We start from the raw sequence: 26688 nt of genomic DNA, 5'->3' as shown, positions 1-26688 counted from the left end.
AAGCATATTAACTGAAAACTGTAAACTGTAAACTAATCTACCCATGTATGGCCTCCTTTGTCCCAAAACTCTGGATCAGTTCTCCTTCAAAATCCAGCCATTCTTTCCAGCGTTTATCCACATCTACATCGGTACTATATTTACGTGCAAAGTTTAAGAATGTGGTGTAATGGCCTGCCTCCGAAACCATCAATTCATGGTAAAATTTGGCCAGTTCTTTGTCCTTGATGTTTAAAGAAAGCACCCGGAAACGTTCACAACTCCGGGCTTCAATCATGGCTGCAAACAAGAGCCTGTCGATAAAAGCCTGGTTACGGCTCCCGTCTTTTTTACTGAATCTTACCAGTCGCCCTACATAATCATCCTTACGCTCGCGGCTTAGCGTAAAACCCCGCTCTTTAATGATATTGATCACCATTTGAAAATGCTGCATTTCCTCAATGGCAATAGCCGTTAACTCATCAACCAGTTCCTGGTGTTCAGAATTTTGTGTAATTAAAGTGATGGCATTACTGGCAGCTTTTTGTTCGCACCAGGCGTGGTCAGATAAAATTTCCTCTAAGTTCGATTCCGCAATATTTGCCCAACGCGGGTCTGTCAATAATTTTAATCCTAACATGTAATGGTGAATTAAGCTGCAAAATTAATAATATTTAAGATACGTTTATATATCCCGCAGATTTAGTAAATAATCGCAGATCTGGATTTTAATCTGCGGTTATCACATTTATCTGCGGGAGCAAAAAAAAAAACTTATTTTGTAGAAAATTAAATCATGACCGCAAAGAAATTATTAATTATTGGATTGGTTTGGCCCGAGCCTGCTTCATCTGCAGCAGGCACAAGAATGGTCCAATTGGTTGATTTATTTCTGGCTAATGGTTATCAGGTCACTTTTGCTTCGGCAGCATCTAAAAGCGATTTCAGTTATGATTTCAGTCATACTGCCGTTTTAGAACAGGAGATTAAGTTAAATGACGAAAGCTTCAATACTTTTTTAAAAAGGTTAAATCCTGATATCGTGATGTTTGACCGCTTTATGATTGAAGAGCAATACGGTTGGAGGGTGCAGCAGGAATGCCCGCGTGCCTTGCGGATTTTAGATACCGAAGATTTACATTTTTTACGGCAAGCGCGACAGCAAAGCACCAAAAAGCAGGATGCAATAAACCTATTTTCTGATACCGCCAAGCGCGAAATTGCAGCCATCCTCCGTTGTGACCTGTCTTTGATTATTTCTGAAGCGGAAGTAAAGCTGCTTGAAGAGCAATTTAAAATTGATGATAGCTTATTATATTACCTGCCCTTTTTAGAACAGGAAATTACTACACATACCATCCAAAATTGGATTCCATTTGAAAACAGGGCGGACTTTGTTTTCATCGGGAACTTTTTACATGAACCTAATTGGCATACGGTGCAAACCTTAAAAACCAAAGTATGGCCCGTACTTCGAAAAAAACTGCCCGAAGCTAACTTGAACGTTTACGGCGCTTACCCCTCGCAAAAAGTATTTCAGCTCGAAAATAAGGCAGAACGGTTTTTCATTAGAGGTAGGGCCGCAAATGCACAGGAAACCATTGCCAGGCACAAAATTTTACTTGCACCGATCCAGTTTGGCGCAGGTGTTAAAGGCAAATTTATTGATGCCATGTTAACCGGTACACCATCGGTAACCACAACTATTGGCGCCGAAGCCATGAAAGGCGAGCTGCCCTGGAATGGCGTTATTGAAGATGATTTAAACAGTTTTGCCGAGCGGGCTGCTCAACTATACCAGCACGAACCCGAATGGCATGCCGCACAGCAACACGGCATCCAAATCCTTAACCAGCGTTATACTGCCGCTGCTTTCGCTGCCCCTTTTATGAAGAAATTAAATGAATTGCGCTCTGCCTTAACTATGCACCGACAGAATAACTTTATTGGCCAGATTTTAAACCACCATACCCTTCAAAGCACGAAGTACATGAGCCTTTGGATTGAAGAGAAGAATAAATAGTCCGAAAGTCGGAAGTCAGAGGTCGGAAGATATAGAGGCTAAATTTATAGGATTAGTTTAAATCCTGTGATGTTCTTAAATGCCTTATATGGTAAATAAAGCCAACGGTCAGGAGGTCAGAGGTTCGAAGATATAGAAGTTAAAGTATAAGATCATTGTAAATCCTACTATGTTCTTAAATATCTTATATGGTAAATAAAGTTAGAAGTACGAAAGTCAGAGGTCCGGTGATATAAGAGTTAAGGAATGGGGGCAATTTTATGCTCCATCATGCTCTTGAATGTATTATATGGTAAAGAGTCCGAAAGTCAGGAGTCAGAGGTCCGGTGATATAAGAGCTAAAGAATGGGGGCAATTTTATGCTCCACCATGCTCTTAAATGACTTATATGGTAAACAGTCCGAAAGTCGGAAGTCAGAGGTCCGGTGATATAAGAGCTAAAGAATGGGGGCAATTTTATGCTCCACCATGCCCTTAAATGTCTTATATGGTAAACAGTCCGAAAGTCAGGAGTCAGAGGTCCGGTGATATAAGAGCTAAAGAATGGGTAATTTATAATCAACCATGCTCTTTGATATCTTATATGGTAAAGATTCCGAAAGTCGAAGGTCAGAGGTCCGATGATATAGAAGTTAAAGTATAAGATCATTACAAATCCTACGATGTTCTTAAATATCTTATATGGTAAATAAAGTTAGAAGTCCGAAAGTCGGAGGTAGGATGATATAAGAATATAAAAATTTTACGTTAATAACCACATCATCTTCCGACTTCGGTCTCCGGACATCCGACTTCCAAACAAAACTAATTGACTTTTAAAAAACATTCAGGTTCTGAAAGCTAGGAACAATATTGTAAATTTGCGCCTATGGCAAAAATATCGATTAACCTTGCTACAGGTTCGTTTCAAAAGGAAGAAATTATCGTCGGAATAGATTTAGGTACCACCAATAGTTTGGTTGCATTTATTAATCCCGATAAGAATCCTCAGGTCATTAACGATTCTGGCAAAGGCGTATTGGTGCCATCGGTGGTTTATTTCAACAACCAGAACGAAGCAGTTGTCGGTAACGAAGCTAAAGAATTTTTAACCACTGATCCATCGAACACCATATTTTCGGTTAAAAGATTATTGGGTCGCTCGTATAAAGATGTAGCTGATCATGCCGCTACTTTTTCATATAAAATTATCGATGACGATACCGATGCATTGGTAAAAATCCAGGCCGGAAACCGTTTTTATACACCGATCGAATTATCTGCAGAGATATTAAAAGAGCTAAAAGCAAGAGCTGAGCATGCCTTAAAAACACCGGTTAACAGGGCTGTAATTACTGTTCCGGCTTATTTTAACGATAGTCAGCGCCAGGCCACCCGCGATGCCGGAAAACTGGCAGGTTTAGATGTAATGCGTATTGTTAATGAACCTACCGCAGCCAGTTTGGCTTATGGAATTGGTTTAGATCCTTCGCAACAAAAAACAATTGCCGTTTACGATTTAGGCGGAGGTACTTTTGATGTTTCTATCCTACAGATCCAAAATGGGATTTTTGAAGTATTGGCCACCAATGGAAACACTTACTTAGGCGGCGATGATTTTGACCGGGCTATTTTAGAATACTGGATTGCTCAGAACAAACTTGAAGTAACTGCGCTGGCTCAAAACAATGTTTTGATGCAAACGCTTAGGCTACAGGCCGAGGCAGCAAAAAAAGCCTTATCAAGCCAAAATTTATATAATGAAAAAGTGGGCGAAATCTGGTGTACACTTGATAGGCAAACTTTTGAGCAATTGATTGCTGCAAAAGTGGAAGAAACCATTACAGCCTGCAAAAACGCACTGAAAGATGCAGATTTATCTGCAAATGATATAGACGAGGTTATTTTAGTAGGAGGTTCTACCCGTACACCCTATGTAAAGCAGGCAGTGGAGCATTTCTTCGGCAAAAAACCTCAAGACAATATTAATCCCGATGAAGTAGTGGCTTTAGGCGCAGCCATCCAGGCTGATGTATTGGCCGGAAACCGCTCTGACATTTTACTGCTGGACGTAACCCCGCTATCTTTGGGTATCGAAACCATGGGTGGTTTAATGGATGTCATTATTGCGCGTAATAGCAAAGTACCAACCAAGGCCGGCCGGCAGTATACCACTTCAGTTGATGGCCAGGTAAACATGAAAATTTCTGTTTACCAGGGCGAACGCGATCTGGTTAAAGAAAACCGTAAACTTGCTGAGTTCGATTTAAAGGGAATCCCGGCTATGCCGGCGGGTTTACCTAAAGTAGATATCAATTTCCTTTTAAACGCAGATGGTATTTTAACTGTACAGGCGATAGAACTGCGTTCTGGTGTAAAACAAGAGATTGAGATTACGCCTAGTTATGGCTTAAGTGATGATACCGTTGAAAAAATGCTTTTGGATAGTATTGAGCACGCACAAAGTGATGTACAGCAAAGAATGCTGATTGAAGCCAGAAGCGAGGGTGAGCAATTGCAATACACAGCCGAACGCTTTATCGAAAAACATGCTGAGCATTTGACCGAGGCAGAAATAGCAGAAACTAAAACACATATCGAAGCGCTTAAAACAGCTTTGGGCAGTCAGGATAAAGATACAATTCTTAAAAAAGCCGACGAACTGAACGAATTTACCCGCCCTTTTGCCGAGCGCGTAATGGATGCTGCTATTTCTACAGCCATGAAAGGCAAGAAGATAGAGTAAGTTTTCAGTGGGCAGTTGGCAATTTTTAATTTGCAGTTTTCAGGCGGTAATTTCATTTTTGACATGTCATTCTGAACTTGTTTTAGAATCCTTTTAACTATTAAGACCAATACATTCCAAATCTGCTGAAGATCTTCACCCGATGGAAATCCTGGATATTTTAAAAATGAGCGAAATAATTGGAGGCGTTTATAGTGGATTGACTTCTTCGAAATAAGGTTGATTGTAGATAATATACTGTGTGGGGTCATCATTTCGAGCGAAGTGTAACGTAGCCGAGAAATCTATCATGGCAGATTTCAAGCGGCCTGTAAGGGAGACCTATCACAGGCGGGCATTTCGCTAAACTACAATTGAGGACGATCTTCCCATATAAATTTGTCCTTTTTTCTTACCATACATCAAAAACCAATAAACCTCCAGTCCTTAACTTTGTTAAAAAAATTTATCAATATGGAATTAGGTATCGGTATGTTTGGCGATTTGCAGATTAATGCAAAAGGAGAAATTCAACCCGCACAACAAAGACTTCAGGAGATTATAGCAGAAATAAAACTAATGGATGAGGTTGGTCTAGATTTCTACGGCATTGGCGAGCATCATCGTCCTGATTATGCCGTATCAAGTCCTGAAATTATACTCGCCGCTGCTGCCACAGTAACCAAAAACATCAAATTGAGCAGTGCTGTTTCGGTTTTAAGTTCATCTGACCCTGTTAAACTATATCAAAATTTTGCAACCATTGATTTGATTTCGAATGGAAGAGCCGAGTTAATGGCTGGTCGCGGAAGTTTTATCGAATCTTTTCCTCTGTTCGGTTATAACCTTCAAGACTATGATGAACTATATGAGGAAAAACTGGAACTACTTCTTAAAATAAATAAGGAACCTAAACTCAGCTGGAAAGGTAAATTCAGGCCGGAACTGAACAACCAGGAAGTTTTGCCAAGAGCAGTAAATGATAATTTAAAAATTTGGGTAGCCGTTGGCGGAACACCAGAATCGGTAGAACGTGCCGGCAGATTGGGATTACCCGTGATGTTTGCCATTATTGGCGGTCAGCCCATACAATTTAAGCCACTATTTGATTATTATAAGCGTGTTTATGAAGCTTATGGACATGACAAGAGTAAGTTTGAAGTAGGTGTTCATATGCATTCATTATTCGGTGAAAACAGCCAAGATATTGCAGATTATTATTACCCCCTTTATTCGGCTCAGATGAACCGCATTGGCCGATCGCGTGGTTGGGCACCTTACCAACGCAATCAGTTTGATGGTGGCAGAAGCAGTAGTGGGGCTTTAATTATCGGCGACGCGAACGAATCGATAGATAAAATTTTGGCCATGCAAGAAACCTTCGGGTTGACACGCTTTTCTGCTCATATGGATGTTGGTGGCCCCTCCCATGCTGCAATGATGAAGTCTATAGAGATTTTTGGGACGAAAATTGCTCCGGATGTAAAAAAAGCGCTAAATAAATAAGATTATTTCTTTTGCCGAAGAATATTCTACTCCTATGTTGATGCAATTTAACCCTTAAATTCGATCTATTTAGCACCAAACTTAGCAGATTAAGATGAACGATGTTATTGAAATCAGATTTAAAAAAAGTAATATCATTTTCAGTATCGTTTTATGTATTTTGGGTTTGGCGCTTTTAATATTTTTTCTCTTTCACTCCTATCTGCCGATTAAAATAATATGCGTGATAAGGATTATTTTCATATTAATTATTCTTGCAGAACGAATTTTACAATTAAAAAAGTCGATAACGGGAGAGGTAGCTTTAAAGTTGAGTAAGGAAGGATTAATAAACTTTACGATAGCAAAAACTGTGAGCATTCCATGGAATGAAATTACAGGTTTCCAAACAGGGCTGTACCGAACCGATTCAATTTTAATAAAGGTCGATAACCCTGGTCAGTACAAAACCACAACACTTAAAAATTGTGCTTCTTTAATTGCCTACCTTAATGATGTGTTTAGTTCAAAACCATATTTATTATGGATAGATATTGACATGCTCAACATTAGAAAGGCCGATCTACTGGCAATTTTGCAGAAGCGTAAACTGCATTCTTCTTAAAAATCAGCGTACGTAAATTTACTTTACGTGATTAAATCCAAATATAATGAGCTGGTTTGTAAAGCGATTAAAAAACAAGTAATCACTACCGCCCCTCCCTATCAAGGATGGGAACTAATCCATTCTGTGAAATAAATACAGAAAGTACTTTTGAGTTGTACATCTGATTAACAAATGAACTAAATCATCATACATAAATATAGCTGGTGCGCCCTGATCAAGAACCTTAATATCTCTCATCTACTTTTGTTTATTAACTTAAATTGATATTTTTACATATAATTAATCATTAGGTACAGATCTAGAATTAACCCTCCCATATGAAAATTGAAAGCGCGCTAATCGTAACCCTTACTTTCCTGGTAGCTATAATTGCTTCATGCAAAAGCAAAACCAAACAAATTGAAATCATGCAACAAACTAATTTTGATCAGGCCGTAATTAATGATTTAGCTGCATACAAAAAACTAAATAATCTGATAGTTGAGCATTTGGATACCATTATTAATTTTAGGAAGGCTCAAGTTAACCACTCTGAAGAGATCGACGAGTTCACCTTTTTACATGATGATGAGAAGGAAAACCATTTTATTCAGCAAGAGATTAACTTCAATAACGTACCTGAATTTATTTTACCGAAACTCGATAGTGCTTTTTATGCTATAAAAAAAGGTAAGATTACTGGATTTAGCATAAATAGGAATGGAATGATTGACATGTCTGTGGGGCATCGTTTTGATGAGAAAAACAATTCTGATATTTACGAAAGCCTGGTTTGGAATGCTCCGGAAAATTTGCCACTAAAGTCGACAGCAAAAGACACCTTAATAGACGATGAATGGAGATACATTATTCATGTAGCTAGACGTGGAAATCCATAAGTACTTATGTTCAATCTGCGAAAGCCATTGCTTCTGCAAGAATCTTTATGTTTAACATATTATAAAAATTATCAAAAATAATATAGCCTATCTATTCTGATCATGATGCATAAATTATGCCTCAGTTTGAGCTCATGAGCTCAAAACACAGATGTTAAAATATCGAGATCTTCATTGCTGTATCATTTTCATCAATTTATTCGTTTAGAAACTTCCATATTCCTTATTGTAAAAAAAGCAAATTGCATTCCTTTTTTTTTATATTTGAGTATGAAAAGATTAACGATTTTAGCCGCGTTAATCATCCCTATATTTCTTTGTACCTCCTGGGGTTTCTTTGCACATCAAAGGATAAACAACCTTGCTGTTTTTACTTTGCCTGGAGACATGGTCGGTTTCTACAAAAAAAATATCAGATACATTACCGAGCATGCCGTTGATGCTGATAAACGCAGGTATGCAGATACCCTTGAAGCACCAAGACACTACCTCGATGTAGAAAATTATGAGCAAAATATTGATAGCATTCCAGAAAAATGGGACGATGCACTTGCAAAATACGGACTAAAAAAGCTGAATACGGACGGTATTGTCCCATGGCAGATACAACGAAGCTACTATGGTTTGGTGAAAGCCTTTAAAACGCGCGATTCATTAAAAATCCTGAAATATTCTGCAGACCTTGGGCATTACATTGCAGATGCACATGTTCCTTTACACACTACTGCCAACCACAATGGTCAGCTTACCAATCAGGTTGGTATACATGCGTTTTGGGAGAGTCGTTTACCCGAATTGTTTTCAACTCAATACAATTTTGTTGTGGGAAAAGCGCATTATATTGAAAACCCATTGCAGGAAATATGGAAAGTAATTAAACATACCCATAGTTTGGTTGATACGGTTTTAAGCTTTGAAGCGGAGTTAAATGCATCATTCCCTGCGAGCGAAAAGTACAGTTTTTCAGAACGGAACCATACCGTGCTTAAACAATACTCCAGGGCATATGCAAAGGCCTATCACGATAAGATGAACAATATGGTCGAAAAACAGATGCGAGCGGCCATATTAACCACAGGTTCGTTTTGGTATTCGGCCTGGGTAGATGCCGGACAACCAGTGCTTCAAAACCTGATTAAAATCGAATTATTGCCAAACGAACAACGCGCAGAAAAAGAGACTGAAAATCAATATCAAAAAGGAATACTGATCGGCAGGGAACTTTAGTTACTCGTTAGGATTCTCTCCTTCAATCATTTTTTCTACCTTTTTAGGTTGTAAGCGGCTCCTAATAGCCGCCCAAATGGCAGGAACAAATGTTACGACTGCAATAAAGATGATTACAATTTCAAAATTATTTTTAATTGCCGGAATCTGTCCTAGTAAATAACCGCCAATTAATAAGGCAAAAATCCAGGTAACCCCACCAATGATGTTATAATATGTGAAACGGCCGAATGGCATTTTAGCTATCCCGGCAACAAAAGGGGCTATCGTCCTGAAAATCGGTAAAAACCGGCTGAGCATAATGGCTTTACCACCATGTTTTTCGAAAAATTCGTGGGATTGATGGTAATATTTAAGTTTTAAAATTTTGTTTTTCTCTTTGAATACTCCGGCCCCCAAAACACTTCCCAATTTATAATTAACGGTATTTCCTAAAATTGCAGCAACGATTAATATCAGGAGCATAATCCAAATATTTAAACCTGTTTCATGTTCGCCCGCAATTAAAGCACCCATGGCAAAAAGTAAAGAATCGCCGGGAAGGAACGGAGTTACCACAAAACCGGTTTCGGCAAAAATGATCAGAAATAAAATAAGGTAGGTCCAGGTGCGATATTCGTTAACAATCTGGGCTAAATGAACATCAATATGGAGAATAAAATCTAAAAGCTGCTGTAGTAGTTCCAATTTATCTGATTTTGGGCAAAAGTAAGCATAGTAAAAGAATTATATGCTTTAAATTGTAATAAATAATTAGTTTGCAGGGATGATCCGATTTTTAAGCTCTCCCTTTTTATCACCATCAAACAATATCAGATAAACCCTACCCTTATTAATCGTCACCGAATCTAAGCGCGTAACCACAGGTGGTGGATTTGTTGCAGTGGGACTGGATAATTTAAAAGCATATCTCATGTTCTTATTTACTTTTACTTTAAAAGTTTTCATCTCACCATAACCCAGTAAAGATTCAGTTGGTTTAGCTGTATTTGTACTATCGGTGATCACAATTTTAGAACCAAGTGTATAGCCCAGATTCAAAAGTGTTAGCTTGGCAGAATCCAGATCTGGCCTCACATCGTCCTGATATACTTTTAACTTTGCGGGCTTATCAATGGCTTCCTTAAGATAAAAAACAGAATAATTCTCACCGATTTTAAATTTCTGACCTGTCAAGGAAGCAACATCTATACCCGTGCCAATATTTTTGCTGGTGATGTTAACAACAGAATCGCCAGGTATAACCACATAACTTGTATTGGTATTGTAGGCTACCGAGGCACCGATCTGCCTTCCGTTTAAATAAAAATTTTGGGTGGTATCGGTAGAAGCCACCTGAAAAAAGCGGATTTTAGCATCTCCTTTAATGAAATTATTGTTTTTGATGCACGAGCTGATTAAAATAGCACACGCAACAAGAAAGAATATCCTGGAAAACAATACTGTATTTTTCATATAATTACCAATGCTAATAAAACGTAAAGATAGCAGAAAGCGCAAAAACAGTGAAATTAATTATCGGTAATGATATGTGCAGTCAAAGTTGCGGCGGTAGCACCACTAAACCAAATGGTATAAATTTTACCTCCCTGCAAACTTTTGGCATCAATGGTTTTGATACTGCCTGAACCTACTACAGAATACTTTAAATTTACACCTGTATCAACCGTAAAATAATTTGAGGCTTCTTTAAAAGCGAGGCCATTAACAAATTGTATACCGTCCTGTACCATCACATTTAAACCTGTTGTAAAAGTGGGGGTAAGATTAATCAGTTTAATCTTTGCCTTGGCCGATTCTGTATTGCTCAGATTATCTTCGTAATTAGCAATTTCCAGTTCACCTTTTTTATTGGTCACTAAAAAAGCAGTGTATGTGATAGATGGTGTAAAGTTTAACGAGGTATCTGTCCCCTTATTATTCGTTCCTGTATAAGAAACACTTCTATTACCTGAAGGAATTTTAACATATTCACTTGTTTCGCCAAAAGCCAGAGCCGAAGTGGTTAGTTTTTCATTATCCAGATAAAAATCCTGATGTACATCGGCCGCTGAAGCATTGACCACTTTCAACTTGGCCTGTCCCTTTACTACCTCATCAGGGTTATTTTTTTTACATGATGATAAACTTATACCAAATACTGCAATGAGCAAAATCAGTAATGTAGAGCGTTGGCTATAGATTTTCATTGATTCATCCTGGTTGATTTAAAACAAAAATGGCTTGGTCAAAAACCAAGCCACGTTTATATTAAAAATAATAAACAGTTTTTGTTAATAACTATTGTTTAACATCACAGGCATCACCAACATCAAAACATCTTCATTTTCATCATTGGTTTGTGGAATTAAAAGCCCTGCCCTGTTTGGTGTAGAAAGTTCTAAAGTAACTTCATCACCGCTTAAGTTACTTAACATTTCAATTAAAAAACGTGCATTAAAGCCTATTTCAAGGTCTTCTCCATCATATTGGCAACTTAAACGCTCGTGTGCCTCGTTAGCAAAATCCAAATCTTCAGAAGAGATATTTAATTCGCTTCCGCTGATTTTTAACCTCACCTGGTGTGTGGTCTTGTTTGCAAAAATGACAACCCTGCGAAGGGTATTTAAAAACAAACCTCTGTCAATAATTAGCTTATTAGGATTATTGGTTGGAATAACTGCCTCATAATCAGGATAACGTTCGTCTATTAAACGACACACTAAGTTGATATTTTCGAACTTGAAGAAAGCGCTGGTGGCGTTATAATCAACTGACACATTAATATCAGTTGAAGGCAAGGCAGCTTTTAACAGTGTTAAAGCTTTTTTCGGAAGAATAAATGAGGTAGCTTTATCAGCTTTGCTATCCATACGGCGGTATCTTACCAATTTATGCGCATCGGTAGCTACAAAAGTGATGTGCTGAGGAGATAATTGACAAAACACACCTGTCATCGCCGGGCGTAGTTCATCATTGCTTACCGCAAAAATAGTTTTGGTAATGGCTTCGGTTAAAACGGAGGCCGGTAAATTTACAGAAGATGCGTTTTCTACTACAGGGATCTTCGGGAAATCATCGCCATTTTCGCCACTCAGTTTATATTTACCATCACCGGCACTAATTTCAATGGCAAAGGTACTATCATCGATATTAAATGCAATCGGTTGATCTGGCAATGTTTTAAGCGTATCTAGTAAAATTTTAGATGGAACAGCCACTTTACCCTCTTCCTTTGATTCTACCGCTAAAGCGGTTGTCATGCTGGTTTGCAGATCGGTAGCAGAGATCGTTAAGTTTCCATCTTTAATTTCGAAAAGAAAATTTTCTAATATAGGCAAAACCGTACTGCTGCTTGATGCACCATTTACGGTTTGTAAGTGTTTTAACAGCGTTGATGTGGATACAATAAATCTCATGATATTATTTAGTGTTCTTCAAAAATATAAAAATTATTTAGCGTACTTGTATTTGCGGTAATAATGTTGAAAAATCGCAAAGAATATTAACAATAGCAAGGGCGCCACCACATTTATAAATTGCCATTTTGTTTTTTCGAGCCTGATTTTAGCTTTATCCAGCAATCTAATTTTTATTTCTTTATTCCGCAGCTCAATTAAGTTGTCGTTATCCGTAAAATAATCAACAATATTGAGCAATAAGGCTTTATTGCCAAAAGTACGCTGCGAGTAGCGGTCAAAACCTAATGGAAAGGGCGTTCCGTTTTGCTCCGACACCTGGTTTTTAAAAATATCCCCATCACCTATCACGATCATTTTAGCCGGTTTGCTGGTGTTTGCCATAGTATAGGGCTGCGTAATGGCAACTGGTAAGGGTCGGCCGGCAAAAACCGATGGAAAGTTACCTTCCAACATCAAACCAACATGCTGCGGTTTACTTTGAAAAGAACGTGGATCAAGCTGTTCGCTTAACATTTGCAAGCTGAACAGCTTTGGCAGGCTATACACTTTATTGAATGGAGAAGTGTTTAAAATATACGACTTTTTTATACCCTTAACTCCAATGGTATCTACTGTACTCGGAAATTCAGATTTTATACCGTCCAGCTTTTTCACCACACTTTCAGCGGTATCGGGCAATAAAATCGGGTAATAAATCCAGGGGACCAGCTGCATCTGGTTTTGTCCGCCTACAACTCCTGTTGAAACCGGAATTTCGGCACTGTTTGCGGGATCAGCAATAATATTATAATTAACCCTTGCGCCATACATAAATAACATATCATCAAGATTCAAGTTATAGTTAAGGGCCATTTGCCCGCTTTTACTGCGCAGGCTATCCAATTCGGCATTTACCTGATCAATACTCCACAATACCCGCCCGCCGTTCATGACGAAATAATTGATTTTATATTTTTCGGCTTCAGTAAAAGGTTTTCTGGGCTTGGCTATGATGAGCATTTTCAATTTATCCAGCCCTGCTTTATCAATACTGTTCAAATCAATACGGCCAACCAGATAACTATTAGATAAGGTATGTATGGCATCAGCCAATTGCAGATCAGAAAGTTCGCCATTTGACTCCGAGAAACCGATCCTTGGGCTATCATCCGAAATTACTTTCTTTAAACCTAAAGTAAATATATACTCCAGATTTTCAATTGCACGGTTGATATTGTCTTCATAATTTCCCCGGGTATCTAAATTCTGAAAAAGTTTAATGGGGAACTCCTTGCCTCCGCTTTCCATCATGGCCATCGGGAATACAAGCTTCTGCGTTAACCCACTTTCTGTTTTAACGCTTAAATTGGTAGCTTCTATGCCTCTTTCATACAAATTGTTGATCACCGTATCCTGATCGGCCTGATTAAGTCCGGCCAAAGGATCTACAAAAACGACCTTGACATCTGTTTTAGCATAAGCCTGGTAATCAGATAAAATATCAGACACTGCAGCTTGCAGGCGTTTAAACGCTGGCGGCAATTCGCCAGCTAAGAATACGGTGATTATTACCGGTTTTTTATTTTGCTGTAGCAAGTTTTTTGTTTTGTCGCTCAGTGTAAAACGTTTATCGGCTGTAAAATCAAAACGATAAAAAGCATACTGACCTAAAACGTTTAAAACAACCAGCGATGCGATTAAGATGAAGAAATTAATCCATTTATGCTTCAGTTTCATTATCGTTTCCCTCCTATGATTAAGTTGGTGAGCAATAAAAATAACACGGAAAACGACATAAAATAAATCAGATCTCTGGTGTCTAACACTCCACGGCTGATGGAGATATAATGTTGATTGATCCCTAGGTTATGAATGGGGTTTTCGATACTTTGAAGTGCCGCTATCTGGCTGCTATAATCGAAGCCTAAAAAAGCGAATGCACACAAGGCAGCACTAATTACAAAAGCAATTATCTGGTTTTTAGTCAATGCTGATGAGAAAATACCCATAGAGGTAAAGGCAGCACCCAATAAAAACAATCCGATATAGGAGCCAATAACTGATCCTGAATCGATATTTCCTTCCGGAAACCCCAGTTTCGAAATACTATAATAATAAATTATGGTTGGGATCAGGGCAAATAAGACCAGAACCAAACTCGCTAAATACTTTGCCATAACGATCTGCCAGATTTGTATGGGCCGGGTAATTAAAAGTTCGAAAGTGCCTTCTCTCCTTTCTTCAGCAAAAGCGCGCATCGTAATGGCTGGAATAAGGAACATAAAAAGATAGGGTACTAAACTGAAAAAGCCATCGAGTTCTGCATAACCGTAATCAAGAATAGAGGTATCAGGAAAAAACCAAAGTAAGAGGCCGGAAACCAACAGAAAAATACCAATGGTAATATAAGCCACCATCGAACTTAAGAAACTGAGTAACTCGCGTTTAAAAACTGCGTACATAGTTAAATTTAAATGCCGAAGTTAAGAAATATTTTTTCTTTGCTTTACCCGGCTTAGCATTACAGCGCTACTTAAAAATTAAAAGCCAAAAACATAGGCAAACCTAATCCCAACAAATCCTTTGGTATTGGATTTATTAATGCTGATGATATTGTTTTTACCTGTCCAGCCTTCATATCTGATTCCAAGATCGAGTTTATTTCCGCCATATAATTTAAACTGGTTTCCAATACCCGGCGACCAAACGAACAAGGTTTTTTGTTGCTTATTAAAAGGTATAGCGGTTCCCAATTGACCTTCGGCATAAAAGCTTTCGCCCAATTGGTATTTCAACCCGGCTTTTGCCGGCATATAGGTTAAATCCTGTACATTAAACAATTGATTTCTTTTGCCGAAAAAGTTCATAAAACCTGCATTTAAAGTGATTGCGAAATTTCCTGCAACCGGAAGATCTGCCTTTACTGAAGCGCCCAGGCCGATTCCCGACAGGCTGGAGAAATTGCCTGATGGTAAACCTATTTCTGACGCAATACCAATACTGGCGCTATTCTGAGCTTTTAAAACTGCAGGACTTGAAAGTAAAAAAGCGATAAGAACAATTTTGATGCTACGCATGAATTTAAGCGGTAAGTTTTCTGAAAATATCTTCTAATGATTGATGCTGATACACTTTTTTGAGCCCTTCCAGCGAATCGTTTGCTACAATTTTACCTCGGTTAATAATAATGATATCATCACAAATAGCTTCAACCTCCTGCATAATGTGGGTAGAAATAACAACCGTTTTAGCCACGCCCAATGTTTTGATGAGCTGCCTGATATCGACCAGTTGGTTCGGATCAAGTCCAGCAGTAGGTTCATCTAATATCAAAACCTCTGGATTATGGATGATCGCCTGCGCCAAACCTACCCTTTGGCGATAGCCTTTAGATAACATACCGATCTTTTTATGCTGCTCTGGAGTTAAACCCACCATTTTCACCACTTCATCAATCCGCGCAGGTAAATTGACAATCTGATAGGTTTGCCCTACAAAACTTAAAAATTCCTTCACATACATATCAGCATAAAGGGGGGTATTCTCGGGAAGATAACCAATATGCTTCTTTGCTTCAATGGCGTCAGAAAGAATACTTTTACTTGCTATTTCAGCTTCACCTGAGGTAGGTATCAGATAGCCGGTAAGCATACGCATGGTAGTGGATTTGCCCGCGCCGTTCGGTCCCAAAAAACCAAGGATGCGACCCGGTTTAGCTTCAAAACTAATGGCATCCACTGCTTTTTGCTTATCGTAATGTTTAGAAAGATTTTTTACTGAAATACTCATATCTATATGTTTAACCGCAAAGAATACAAAGCCTTTCGCAAAGGTAACGTTTAGGATCAGGGTCGTTGCGTGGCGCGAGGAACTCCTGCGACTATAGTCTACTGCAAACGCTTTAAGATTGCTTCGTGTTTCGCAATGACAAACATGTTAATTAATATGCACTGAACTTATTTTTTTATTGTACCTGAATTTATCCAGCTCCTCTGCTGCCTGTGGTAAATTATCGCCAGATAATATATCTGCACCGTTATTAACCATATGATAATAAACATTTTTTGCCGGACTGGCTATGGCGCTTTTATCAATATTCCCCATCGTGCCTAAAATAGTGGTAATACCTTTATTGTGCAGGTATTGATATAATTCTTTACTTGGGGCCGAAACGCCTACAAAGGCTACAATGCGGTTATTCGGAATGCCCATACTATTTAAGCGTTTCAATTCTGCTTTTTTCTGAACAGATGCAGAAATCATTAATTCCGGCGCCAACTGATGTACCTCTTTTGCCTGATCTGCCGTATAGGTAATGATAATGGAGTTGCTTTCTGCTTTATACTGCCTTACTTTTTCGATCACTTTTGGATAAGAAACGCCCTTCTTCAAATCAATGGTCAATAGCACCTTGCCTTTACTCCAGTTCAATACACTATCCAGAGTTGGAATTTTAAACTTTGTTTCCTTGCCTTCATCATCTTTCAGGTTAAAGGCTTTGAGCTCCTCATACGTATAATCGCCAATCGGTCCTTCTCCTGTGGAGGTACGGTCGAGCCGGTCATCGTGCATAATCACCATGACCGAATCTTTACTATAAGCAACATCGAATTCGATGACAACCGGATTATAAGTAGTGGCATGATCGAATGTTTCGATACAGTTTTCCGGATAGCCGGGCATGGGGCCTCCTCGATGCGCACTGATGAGTGGAAAACGGTTCTCCGGTGTCCATTTTAAGAATTGATACAACTCTGTAAGGTTGTTAAATTTAATATAGTGATGTTTTTTCTCTTTTGGTTTGCATGAGTTAAACACGATAACAAAAACCAGGAATAACAAATGATGGAATTTCATGATTCAAAAGTAGGAAAAAATGGAAGATGCAAACGTTAAAATAGAATGTTTAATGTTTGGTAATTCATTGCCGAAATTGATTAACGGCGCCAGCAGGCCTTTTAAATACTTACTGAGCTAATGATTTGAACCATTGATATAGCTACTTTCTGGCCATCTAAATCTCCTGATTGCAGCAGGCAAGAGTTTAACGAAGTAAAGCGTAAAGCAGGGAGTTTGAAACCGATCAGGACTGACCTTGCTTTCCTAAACCTTTAAACCATATAAGTAATTTAAGAAAATATAAGCTGATTGGCCAAGCATCCGATACCTTTCTATCATAGATAATGAATAAATCTTTAGGCGCCTATAAAGCTAAACGGATTCAAAACATTAATAGTTGCTAATTTTTGGCCATCTAAACCTGATTGCAGCGGGCACGAGTGTAACGAAGTAAAGCGGAAAGCAGGAAACCAGAAGCCGATTAGCACTGACCTTGCTTTCCTAAACCTTTAAACCATATAAGTAATTTAAGAAAATATAAGCTGATTGGCCAAGCATTCGATTCTTTGAAAAGATGCTGAAAGAATTCTGATAGTTATTAAACCAACATAAAGATAGCATTGCCTTTGCGTTGATCAAAAACCTTCAACCTTATACCTTTAAACCCTCCGCCTTTTTATTATCTTTGCTGCATTATGGCTCAAAAGAATAACGACGAACAATTTAAAAATGTAATATCACACGCTAAAGAATACGGTTTTGTGTTCCAGAGCAGCGAAATATATGATGGCTTAAGCGCTGTTTACGATTATGGCCAATTGGGTGCCGAATTAAAAAACAACATTAAAACCTATTGGTGGAAAGCCATGGTGCAAATGCATGAAAACATTGTAGGAATTGATGCTGCAATTTTTATGCATCCTAAAGTTTGGAAAGCCAGCGGACACGTAGATGGCTTTAACGACCCGATGATTGACAATAAAGATTCGCAAAAACGTTACCGTGCCGATCAGTTACTGGAAAATAAAATTGATGAACTATATTCGGAATTAGCCAGTTTCAGTACTGAAAACAAAGCCAAATTTAAGGAGTTTCAACAGGAGATATTGAGTTTAAGCGACGAAGGACAAGCGGCCTGGATCCCTGGTTTTAAAGATGAGGAAACGATTTTAGATAATACAAAATATCCATTTGTTGACGAGGCCAGCTGGAAATTTGTAAGAAAGGGTTTGGCGCTTGAAGTAGAAATGAACCTTGCTCTTAAATCTGAAAACTTAGCACAGCTTAAAGATTTAATCGTAAATTACAAAGTAATCTGCCCGATTTCAAAAACTTCAAACTGGACTGACGTCCGTCAGTTTAACCTGATGTTTAGCACACAATTTGGTGCCATGGCCGAAGGTAGTGATGAGGTTTATCTTCGTCCGGAAACCGCTCAGGGTATTTTTGTTAACTTTTTAAATGTTCAAAAATCTGGCAGGATGAAAATTCCTTTCGGTATTGCACAGATTGGTAAAGCTTTCAGAAATGAGGTAATTGCCCGCCAGTTTATTATGCGTATGCGTGAGTTTGAGCAGATGGAGATGCAGTTTTTTGTTCGCCCGGGTGAAGACAAAAAATGGTTCGAATACTGGAAAGAAGCACGGTTGAAATGGCATAAGGCTTTAGGCACAAACCCAGACAAATACCGTTACCACGACCACGTTAAACTGGCGCACTATGCCAATGCCGCTACCGATATTGAATTCGAATTCCCATTCGGGTTTAAAGAAGTGGAAGGAATCCATAGCCGTACCGATTTCGATTTAACACAACACCAGGAATATTCCGGCAAAAAAATGCAGTATTTTGATAACGATTTGAATGAGGAAGGTAAACCTTACGGCAATTATGTCCCTTACGTTATCGAAACTTCTATCGGTTTAGACCGGATGTTTTTGTTAACCATGATCAATGCATTTGAAGAGCAGAATTTAAGCACTGAAGATAAGCAAGACAGCCGAACTTTATTGCGTTTACACCCCGCTTTGGCACCATATAAAGTGGCTATTTTCCCGCTAACCAAAAAAGATGGTTTACCGGAAAAAGCCCGTGAAATTATGAATGAGCTGAAATTCGATTTCAACTGTATTTATGAAGAGAAAGATGCGATTGGTAAACGTTACCGCCGTCAGGATGCTGTAGGTACGCCGTTCTGTATCACGGTTGACCATCAGAGTTTAGAAGACAATACGGTTACCATTCGCCACCGCGATAGCATGGAGCAGGAACGTGTGGCCATTGCCGATTTAACTGGTATTATTGGCAAGGCTACCAGTTGGAAAGCATTGTTGGCTTAAAAGTATTAATTCGTCACACAAAGCCGAATTCTACAAAGCCGAGAACCAAGTAAGTACGCCGCGAAGCCAGATCTGCATTGGGATAGATCTCTGCACTCCGCGATGCTTCGGTTGAGATGACGATCATTTTATTCAGTCGCAGGTTTACCCCTGCGACTTTTTTTGTATAATAAAAATGGATTTAGCTGAACACTACAATAAACTATATACCGAAGCGGTAGCCAAAATAGCTCAGGACCAATATGAAATTGATCATTTAATTGATTCGGCCACTGATCAGCGTTTTGGAGTTACTTTGGTGATCAGGCCAGATGCTGCTATTAATCATAACATTCAACAATTTTTAAGTAAGGCTAAAGCCATTGAACCCAATCAGTATTATTATCAAAATACGGATATTCATATCACTTTAATGTCGATTATTTCCTGCTATGATGGCTTTAATTTAGATAATATCAATGTTAAGGATTATATAGAACTGATACAGCAGGTTTTAGTCAGACACAAAAGTTTCAAAATCCTGTTTAAAGGACTAACAGCCTCTCCTTCGTGTATACTCATTCAGGGATTTTTAACCGATACTTTGAATGAAATCAGAAACGACCTGAGAGCTGTATTTAAAAATACCAATCTGCAACAAAGTATTGATAAGCGATATGCCATTCAAACTGCACATTCTACCATAATCCGCTTCCGGGCGGAATTAGAGAACAGAGAGGCTTTGATTAACCTGGTCCACAAATACAGGGATTATGATTTTGGCACTTTTGATGTAGAAAATATCGAACTGGTATATAACGACTGGTACCAGCGAGAACAATACGTAAAGAAATTGCATATCTTTTCGCTCGATTAATAAATTCCATATCTTCGCGGCACTATTAACCCAAAAACAACTTAACACTCTTGAAACTATCTTTCAAATTAATCGCCTTGGCATTTACCTGCCTCCTCTTTATTTCATCCTGCAAAAAAGAAACACCTTTACCCGAAAAAGATATTTTTAGCATCTACATAGATGATACTTTAATAGAATTCACTGATAATGCTGTAATTAGTAGCAATTTTACAATCAGCCCAAGCGGTAAAATGCTCAGGATAGTAGGTAGCGGTTCAAACCGGATGATCAACCTGAACATTATCGGTTACAATGGAGTGGGAGAATATATTTTAAGTCTCAATCAGATACAGGTTGCCGGTGCTTATGTTAAAAAGACCCAAAGTGGCGAAAATGAAGAAAATTATGTCTTAAGTGATGGAAAGGTACAGATTCTCAGCGTAACTGATCAAAAGATTAAAGGCACTTTCCATTTTATTGCAACAGATTATAGCAAAACGATAGTAAAAATAATCGATGGAATTTTTTACCTAGGCATAGATAAGCAATAAACCACGCACATGCATCACATCAATAAATCGCATGGCATATCATCCTTCCATCATAAAAACTGCAGCCGGCAACCTTATTTCATATTCGTTTAACCGAATGTTATATTTGTTTAGTCATCAAAAGTTATTGATATGAAAATCCCCCAGAAATTTTTTGCCCGTAGACATGAAATTGCTGCAGATTATTTAAAAGAATTAGATAAACATCTTGACGACATTTTATCCGGCCGTGCTACAGAAATGTTTGAGGTAAGAGATTTTGCCGAGCTTATTCATGTTCATCCTACACATTTAAGCAATACCATAAAAGCTGCTACCGGGCATTCGCCCTGTTATTTTTTCGAAGAGCGTTTAATGGAGATTGCCAGAACCATGTTACAAAATGTGAACATGCCCATAGCCGAAATTGCCAGGATATTAACCTACGATCCATCCAACTTTACCAAATTTTTTAAACACTTCGGCGGCCAAACGCCAAAACAGTATCGGGAGGCTTATTTCGAGTCTTTAGTTGCCAATAAGGAAATTGTCAATACATAAAACTTAAACAGTCACCATTTTTACTTAAGCTATCACCATTTTTACAGCCAATTTCCATCTAATTTTGTTTAACAAATAAAAAGAAAATGGAAACGCAAAATAAAATTGCCCTGGTAACCGGAGGTAGCCGCGGACTGGGGAAAAACGCCGCCTTAAAAATCGCCTCGAAAGGGATTGGTGTTATTTTAACCTATCAATCTAAAAAAGAGGAAGCAGATGCTACTGTAAACGAAATTAAAGCACTGGGTGTACCGGCAGCAGCAATTCAGTTAAATGTTGGCGATACCAAAACTTTTGATGCTTTTTTCAGCGAGGTTAAAAGTATTTTAAAATCTGTCTTCCACGCAGAAAAATTCGATTTCCTGATCAACAATGCCGGGATTGGCATCCACGCTTCATTTGCTGATACTACTGAAGAACAGTTTGATGCCCTGGTAAATATCCATTTCAAAGGTGCTTTCTTTTTAACCCAAAAAGCTTTGCCCTTATTAAATGATGGTAGCGGAATTGTTAACCTCTCATCGGGGCTGGCCCGTTTTGCAACCCCGGGTTATGCTGCATATGCTTCGATGAAGGGTGCAATGGAAACCCTAACCAAATACCAGGCAAAAGAATTGGGTTCACGAGGAATCAGATCGAACATTGTTGCTCCCGGCGCCATCGAAACTGATTTTGGCGGCGGAATGGTACGGGATAATGATCAGATCAATACCGCTATTGCTGCCAATACCGCTTTAGGCCGTGTGGGTTTGCCAGATGATATCGGTGGCATAGTGGCATTTCTATGCACCGAAGATGCCAGATGGATTAATGCACAGCGCATTGAAGCATCTGGTGGTATGTTTTTATAAAATAGTACAATTTTAACCACAAAGACGCGAAGAACACGAAGAAAATATTCCTTATGCTTTCGTGGCTTTGTGGTTATTTTTAATTATAGCCTGTCAACACCAACCATTAACACGATCCGAATCTTAAATCAGAAAATAATCTGCACCAAATGGCGTTATCCTTGAAAATCATCAGATGCGCAACATACTTTTACTCGCCCTTTTATTTTTTGTACATCAGGTTAATGCCCAAAAATGGACAGAAAATGAATTCCGCAGGGCCAATACCGCAGCAAATGCTCATTATTTAACTAACGAAGAGAAAAATGTAGTGATGTATATGAACCTGATCCGTATTGATGGCGAAAAGTTCTATTACACTTTTTTAGAAGACTATATTAATAATTATAACGCGAAGGTTAAACAATATAGAAATTACAACGAACTGCGGATTGCCCGTAACAACAGCTACTATACCTCTTTACTAAAACATCTAAAGGGCTTAAAAAATCTACCCGTATTTTACCCTAACGATAAATTATCTGCGTTAAGCCGTAGTCACGCCCAGGACCTCAACCGAAATAATCTCGAAACACATGAAAGTAGCAATGGTGATCAATTTTCGAAACGTTTATCGAAATACTTCCCAAATAAAGCCATGAGCGAAAATATAGACTTCGGCTTTTCGAACAGTCTGGACATTGTATGCCATTTATTGTTAGATTGTGGCGTACCTTCCCTTGGTCACCGGTTTAATTTGCTTGATCAAAAGTACAAACTGAACACCGTTGGTGTGAGCATACAACCGCATCCCTCTTACAGCTGGTGTGCAGTAATTGATTTTGTAGCTTTAGCCCCTACCCAGATTGTCGAAGAGTAAATACCCAAATGATCTTTTATCGGGCAATAGAAATTTATTGTAAATTGCGCCCAAAAATAATAACGAACAGTATAAGTAATGCGCAAAGCAATTTTAGCCATCATAGATTTTTTTTACCCTCCCTTTAAAAAATTTATTTCTTTACATAATTTTCGGTATCTGGCTACTGGTGGCAGCACCTTGCTACTGGGTATCCTGAGTTATTATTTTGCCTATTTTGTTATTTTTAAAACAGAGGAAGTAAATTTTGGCACATTTGTGCTTCAAAGAGAAACGGCCTCATTATTAATAGACTACGTTGTTGCCATACCAACCAGTTTTCTGCTCAACAAATATGTTATATTTACGCATAGCGAATTAAAAGGTAGGGTACAGCTTTTCAGGTTTTTAAATCTGCAGTTTATCAATATTCTGGCTACTTATGTTTTCTTAAAGTTTTTACTGGAACTTTTAAGAGATTATCCAACTCTGTCCATTTTATCAAGAATACTCGTTTCAGTATCAATGGCTCTTTTCAGTTACCTGTATCAACATTATTTCACTTTCAGTGTGAAGAAAATCGGAGATAAAACAGGCAAGCAGGATTAATTAACCGCAGCAATTATTGGCCACGGAAACGCAGAAAGCACGGAATTAGTGTTGCCGGAAAATAAAGCTCAGGGGATAAGCACAGGTCTTAGTAACTAAACGGGACGCGAGCGACATCCTCCGATTTTTTATCGGGGATATTTAGAACAGCCCGGCCGGAGCCTACCGATAAAATGCTGCAGCACCTTTCCAATTGATAAACCTAATCAATCTTGTTTAATTTTTTCGGAAAGCAGTTTCAAAAGCATTTAGGTTTTTTCAGTCCCGCCTTTGCTACAAGTCCTCACTCGTGCCTCGCTCCGGGCTTTACGCGCCAGTCGGGTTTAGGTGGCCAAAGCAGTGCTGCTATTTGTGTTTTTTTGCGAATCTTAGAAAAAACCAGGTTCAACGGCACAAACCGCTGTACCTAAACGGGATGGAAGCGACATCCTCCGATTTAAGCACTGTTTTTTGTTTTCTTATGGAGTACTTGCTTGTTTCACAGGTTTCATCGGAGATATAGCGAACAGCCCGGCCTGAGCCTCCGGATAAAATGCTGCAGCAGCTTTCCAAATAATAAACCTAATCAATCTTGTTTAATTTTTTCGGAAAGCAGTTTCAAAAGCATTTAGGTTTTTTCAGTCCCGCCTTTGCTACAAGTCCTCAATCGTTCCTCGCTCCGGGCTTTAAGCGCCAGTCGGGTTTAGGTGGCCAAAGCAGTGCCGCTATTTTCGTTTTTCAGCAAATTGCAGAGAAAACCAGGTTCACCATCACAAACCGCTGTACCTAAACGGGATGGAAGCGGCATCCTCCAATTTAAGCACTATTTTTTGTTTTCTTATGGAGTGCTTGCTGTTTCACAGATTTCATCGGAGATATAGCAAACAGCCCGACAGAACCTAACCAATAAAATGCTGCAGCACCTTTTTATATGATTAATCCGCCATTTTAGGCAACTGAAACCTTTATTACGTTAACCTGTTAATTTATGCCTGGCTTTCTTGTTAAGATAAAAACAACATCCTAACTTAGCTGCCGACCAACTTATTTCATAACAACCATGAGCCATTTTAATGATTTTAACAATGCGCAGGTAGCTAAATTGCCCAATCACTTAAAGCAGTTTATTGTTGCACAAAATTACGGGAAATACACGCCTGTAGACCAGGCCGTATGGCGATACGTAATGCGCCAAAACTACAGTTATCTTAAAAATGTAGCTTATTATCCCTATATAAAAGGCTTACAACGAGCTGGTTTGAGCATCGAATACATCCCAGATCTGCAAACGATGAATGATAACCTGGGCAAGATTGGCTGGGGAGCCGTAACGGTTGATGGCTTTATTCCTCCGGCAGCTTTCATGGAGTATCAAGCCTATCGTGTATTGGTAATTGCCGCAGATATCCGCCAGATTAACCACATCGAATATACCCCGGCTCCTGATATTATACACGAAAGTGCTGGCCATGCGCCTATTATTGCCGATACTGATTACAATAATTATTTAAGCTATTTTGGTTCCATTGGTGCAAAGGCGATGTTTTCGGCAAAAGATTTTGAGCTTTACGAGGCCATCAGAAAATTATCCATTCTGAAAGAAGCGATAGATGCGGATGAATTGGAGATTGCCCAGGCAGAAAAAGAACTGCGTTTCATTAGTGAAAATATGGGCGAACCTTCCGAAATGGCCCTACTTGGTCGCTTACACTGGTGGACCGTAGAATACGGCTTGATCGGTACTGTTGAAAACCCAAAAATTTACGGCGCAGGCTTACTTTCATCCATTGGCGAGAGTGCAACCTGCATGCAAAATGATGTCAAGAAACTCTGGTACAACATTGATACGGTTAATTACACTTACGATATTACCAAGCCCCAACCACAGCTTTTCGTAACGGAAACCTTCCAAAACCTGATTGATGTGCTGGAAGAATTCGCCAATACAATGGCCTTTCGAAGGGGCGGGTCAGAAAGCGTAATGAAAGCAATTGCCTGCAAAAGTGTAGCCACTGCTGTTTATAGCTCCGGCCTGCAGGTGAGTGGTATCTTTACCGATATGGGCATTAACCAGAATGATGAAGTAACTTTTATTAAAACTAAAGGACCATCTGCACTGGCCTTTAATAATAAACAACTGAGCGGACATGGCAAAGATTACCATGCAGATGGCTTTTCGTCGCCGGTAGGCCGCTTAAAAGGAGCTGACAAACCGTTAGAGGATTACAGGCTATCAGAGCTACAAAGCCTGAATATCATCAAAGGTAGGAAAACTATACTAACTTTTGAAAGCGGTATTACCGTAACCGGTATAGTTAAGGATGTTGTTATTGAAAACGACAAGCTCCTTTTAATTGCCCTTACTGATTGTACAGTTAGCGAAAGTAATGGAAATATACTGTTTAAACCAGAATGGGGCACTTACGACATGGCTGTCGGGGAAAAAATTATATCTGTGTTTAACGGAGCAGCTGATAAAGATGCTTATGAGGAGATTACTTTAATTAGCAAGGAGAAAACGCATCAGATCACCCATGATGATAAAACTTTAAAACTGCATGATTTATACCGGGCAGTTAGGACAATTAGGGAAAGTGGCGAAAACCTGGATCAGCTTGGCGAAATCTTTCTGCAACTAAAAACAAGCCACAGACAGGACTGGCTTTGCGCCCTGGAAATCCTGGAGATTATTTATCATAAAAAGATTTATCCTCAGCTGGAAAAAGAAATTAAGGTCTATCTTGAAATTAAGGCTGGTAAAGAACCAGATCATACCAAATTAATCAATGATGGTTTACATCTGATTAAAAACCCGGTAAGTCAGCTGCTTGTGGAAGATTGAATGTTGGCAATTCTTTAATGATAAGCATGAAGTAAAAATCACAGTTGTAATGTGATTAACACCATTTAAAAAGTATTTTTTAATTACTAATTGGCGATACAATCGCCAGTTTCAATAAACCTCGTTACAAACGAGGACTATGACAAAGAACCTTTTAA

25 protein-coding genes are annotated in these 26688 nt (G+C 38.8%); 15 read left to right on the top strand and 10 right to left on the bottom strand.

Annotation, left to right across the window (positions count from 1 at the left end):
* Positions 1–37: 37 nt before the first annotated feature.
* Complete coding sequence (locus QZ738_RS21110) at positions 38–619, bottom strand: tRNA-(ms[2]io[6]A)-hydroxylase (RefSeq protein ID WP_293790509.1); 582 nt, start codon at positions 617–619, stop codon at positions 38–40.
* A gap of 156 nt (positions 620–775) precedes the next feature.
* On the opposite strand from QZ738_RS21110, the gene QZ738_RS21105 reads away from it, so the two are divergent.
* The 6 genes from QZ738_RS21105 to QZ738_RS21080 all read left to right on the top strand — a co-directional run bounded on the left by QZ738_RS21105 (position 776) and on the right by QZ738_RS21080 (position 8924).
* Entirely contained in the window at positions 776–2002 is a 1227-nt protein-coding gene (locus QZ738_RS21105) for a glycosyltransferase family 4 protein (RefSeq protein WP_293790507.1), read from the top strand.
* A gap of 868 nt (positions 2003–2870) precedes the next feature.
* Complete coding sequence (gene hscA / locus QZ738_RS21100) at positions 2871–4727, top strand: Fe-S protein assembly chaperone HscA (protein ID WP_293790505.1); 1857 nt, start codon at positions 2871–2873, stop codon at positions 4725–4727.
* Between the two features lie 453 nt (positions 4728–5180).
* Positions 5181–6212 (top strand): Atu2307/SP_0267 family LLM class monooxygenase, encoded by a 1032-nt coding sequence (locus tag QZ738_RS21095; RefSeq protein ID WP_293790503.1) that lies wholly within the window; start codon positions 5181–5183, stop codon positions 6210–6212.
* A 94-nt stretch (positions 6213–6306) separates the two neighbouring features.
* Positions 6307–6816: an STM3941 family protein gene (locus QZ738_RS21090; protein ID WP_293790500.1), complete on the top strand. Its 510-nt coding sequence runs from the start codon at positions 6307–6309 to the stop codon at positions 6814–6816.
* Positions 6817–7136: 320 nt separating this feature from the next.
* Positions 7137–7697 carry a hypothetical protein gene (locus tag QZ738_RS21085; protein ID WP_293790497.1) on the top strand — a complete coding sequence of 187 codons (561 nt, stop codon included), beginning with the start codon at positions 7137–7139 and terminating at the stop codon, positions 7695–7697.
* 270 nt (positions 7698–7967) lie between these two features.
* On the top strand, positions 7968–8924 hold the full coding sequence (locus tag QZ738_RS21080) for a zinc dependent phospholipase C family protein (RefSeq protein WP_293790494.1): 957 nt from the start codon (positions 7968–7970) through the stop codon (positions 8922–8924).
* Here QZ738_RS21080 and QZ738_RS21075 read toward each other — a convergent pair whose 3' ends face one another.
* The 9 genes from QZ738_RS21075 to QZ738_RS21035 all read right to left on the bottom strand — a co-directional run bounded on the left by QZ738_RS21075 (position 8925) and on the right by QZ738_RS21035 (position 17161).
* Entirely contained in the window at positions 8925–9611 is a 687-nt protein-coding gene (locus tag QZ738_RS21075) for a DedA family protein (RefSeq protein ID WP_293790491.1), read from the bottom strand.
* Positions 9612–9677: 66 nt separating this feature from the next.
* Positions 9678–10379: a DUF4397 domain-containing protein gene (locus QZ738_RS21070; RefSeq protein WP_293790488.1), complete on the bottom strand. Its 702-nt coding sequence runs from the start codon at positions 10377–10379 to the stop codon at positions 9678–9680.
* A 56-nt stretch (positions 10380–10435) separates the two neighbouring features.
* Positions 10436–11113, bottom strand: a complete 678-nt coding sequence (locus QZ738_RS21065) for a DUF4397 domain-containing protein (RefSeq protein WP_293790485.1) — start codon at positions 11111–11113, stop codon at positions 10436–10438.
* 84 nt (positions 11114–11197) lie between these two features.
* On the bottom strand, positions 11198–12322 hold the full coding sequence (gene dnaN / locus QZ738_RS21060; RefSeq protein ID WP_025143176.1) for a DNA polymerase III subunit beta: 1125 nt from the start codon (positions 12320–12322) through the stop codon (positions 11198–11200).
* Positions 12323–12355: 33 nt separating this feature from the next.
* A complete protein-coding gene (gene gldG, locus QZ738_RS21055; RefSeq protein WP_293790480.1) occupies positions 12356–14041 on the bottom strand; it encodes a gliding motility-associated ABC transporter substrate-binding protein GldG in 1686 nt (561 codons plus the stop codon).
* A complete protein-coding gene (gldF, locus tag QZ738_RS21050; RefSeq protein ID WP_293790477.1) occupies positions 14041–14766 on the bottom strand; it encodes a gliding motility-associated ABC transporter permease subunit GldF in 726 nt (241 codons plus the stop codon). Before gldF ends, gldG begins: the two co-directional genes overlap by 1 nt.
* 78 nt (positions 14767–14844) lie before the next feature.
* Positions 14845–15381 (bottom strand): hypothetical protein, encoded by a 537-nt coding sequence (locus tag QZ738_RS21045; RefSeq protein ID WP_293790474.1) that lies wholly within the window; start codon positions 15379–15381, stop codon positions 14845–14847.
* Positions 15382–15385: 4 nt separating this feature from the next.
* On the bottom strand, positions 15386–16093 hold the full coding sequence (locus tag QZ738_RS21040) for an ATP-binding cassette domain-containing protein (RefSeq protein ID WP_293790471.1): 708 nt from the start codon (positions 16091–16093) through the stop codon (positions 15386–15388).
* A 147-nt stretch (positions 16094–16240) separates the two neighbouring features.
* Complete coding sequence (locus tag QZ738_RS21035; RefSeq protein WP_293790468.1) at positions 16241–17161, bottom strand: glycerophosphodiester phosphodiesterase family protein; 921 nt, start codon at positions 17159–17161, stop codon at positions 16241–16243.
* Positions 17162–17838: 677 nt separating this feature from the next.
* Here QZ738_RS21035 and QZ738_RS21030 point away from each other — a divergent pair.
* The 9 genes from QZ738_RS21030 to QZ738_RS20990 all read left to right on the top strand — a co-directional run bounded on the left by QZ738_RS21030 (position 17839) and on the right by QZ738_RS20990 (position 26530).
* Positions 17839–19482 (top strand): glycine--tRNA ligase, encoded by a 1644-nt coding sequence (locus tag QZ738_RS21030; RefSeq protein WP_293790465.1) that lies wholly within the window; start codon positions 17839–17841, stop codon positions 19480–19482.
* 175 nt (positions 19483–19657) lie between these two features.
* The gene (locus tag QZ738_RS21025) at positions 19658–20338 is read left to right on the top strand and encodes a 2'-5' RNA ligase family protein (protein WP_293790463.1); all 681 of its coding nucleotides are present in this window, start codon (positions 19658–19660) and stop codon (positions 20336–20338) included.
* Positions 20339–20388: 50 nt separating this feature from the next.
* Complete coding sequence (locus tag QZ738_RS21020) at positions 20389–20871, top strand: DUF6252 family protein (RefSeq protein WP_293790461.1); 483 nt, start codon at positions 20389–20391, stop codon at positions 20869–20871.
* A 132-nt stretch (positions 20872–21003) separates the two neighbouring features.
* Positions 21004–21411, top strand: coding sequence for an AraC family transcriptional regulator (locus tag QZ738_RS21015; protein WP_293790459.1), 408 nt, complete (start codon positions 21004–21006; stop codon positions 21409–21411).
* Between the two features lie 86 nt (positions 21412–21497).
* Positions 21498–22262, top strand: coding sequence for an SDR family oxidoreductase (locus QZ738_RS21010; RefSeq protein ID WP_293790456.1), 765 nt, complete (start codon positions 21498–21500; stop codon positions 22260–22262).
* Between the two features lie 175 nt (positions 22263–22437).
* A complete protein-coding gene (locus tag QZ738_RS21005) occupies positions 22438–23121 on the top strand; it encodes a CAP domain-containing protein (protein ID WP_293790453.1) in 684 nt (227 codons plus the stop codon).
* Positions 23122–23199: 78 nt separating this feature from the next.
* Positions 23200–23709 (top strand): GtrA family protein, encoded by a 510-nt coding sequence (locus QZ738_RS21000; protein ID WP_293790450.1) that lies wholly within the window; start codon positions 23200–23202, stop codon positions 23707–23709.
* A gap of 571 nt (positions 23710–24280) precedes the next feature.
* Positions 24281–24478 carry a hypothetical protein gene (locus tag QZ738_RS20995; protein WP_293790447.1) on the top strand — a complete coding sequence of 66 codons (198 nt, stop codon included), beginning with the start codon at positions 24281–24283 and terminating at the stop codon, positions 24476–24478.
* A gap of 270 nt (positions 24479–24748) precedes the next feature.
* Positions 24749–26530 carry an aromatic amino acid hydroxylase gene (locus QZ738_RS20990; RefSeq protein WP_293790444.1) on the top strand — a complete coding sequence of 594 codons (1782 nt, stop codon included), beginning with the start codon at positions 24749–24751 and terminating at the stop codon, positions 26528–26530.
* Positions 26531–26688 lie beyond the last annotated feature (158 nt).

The sequence above is a fragment of the uncultured Pedobacter sp. genome, from assembly GCF_913776295.1.
Taxonomy (GTDB): Bacteria; Bacteroidota; Bacteroidia; order Sphingobacteriales; family Sphingobacteriaceae; genus Pedobacter.
This window is presented reverse-complemented; position numbering and strand designations above follow the sequence as displayed.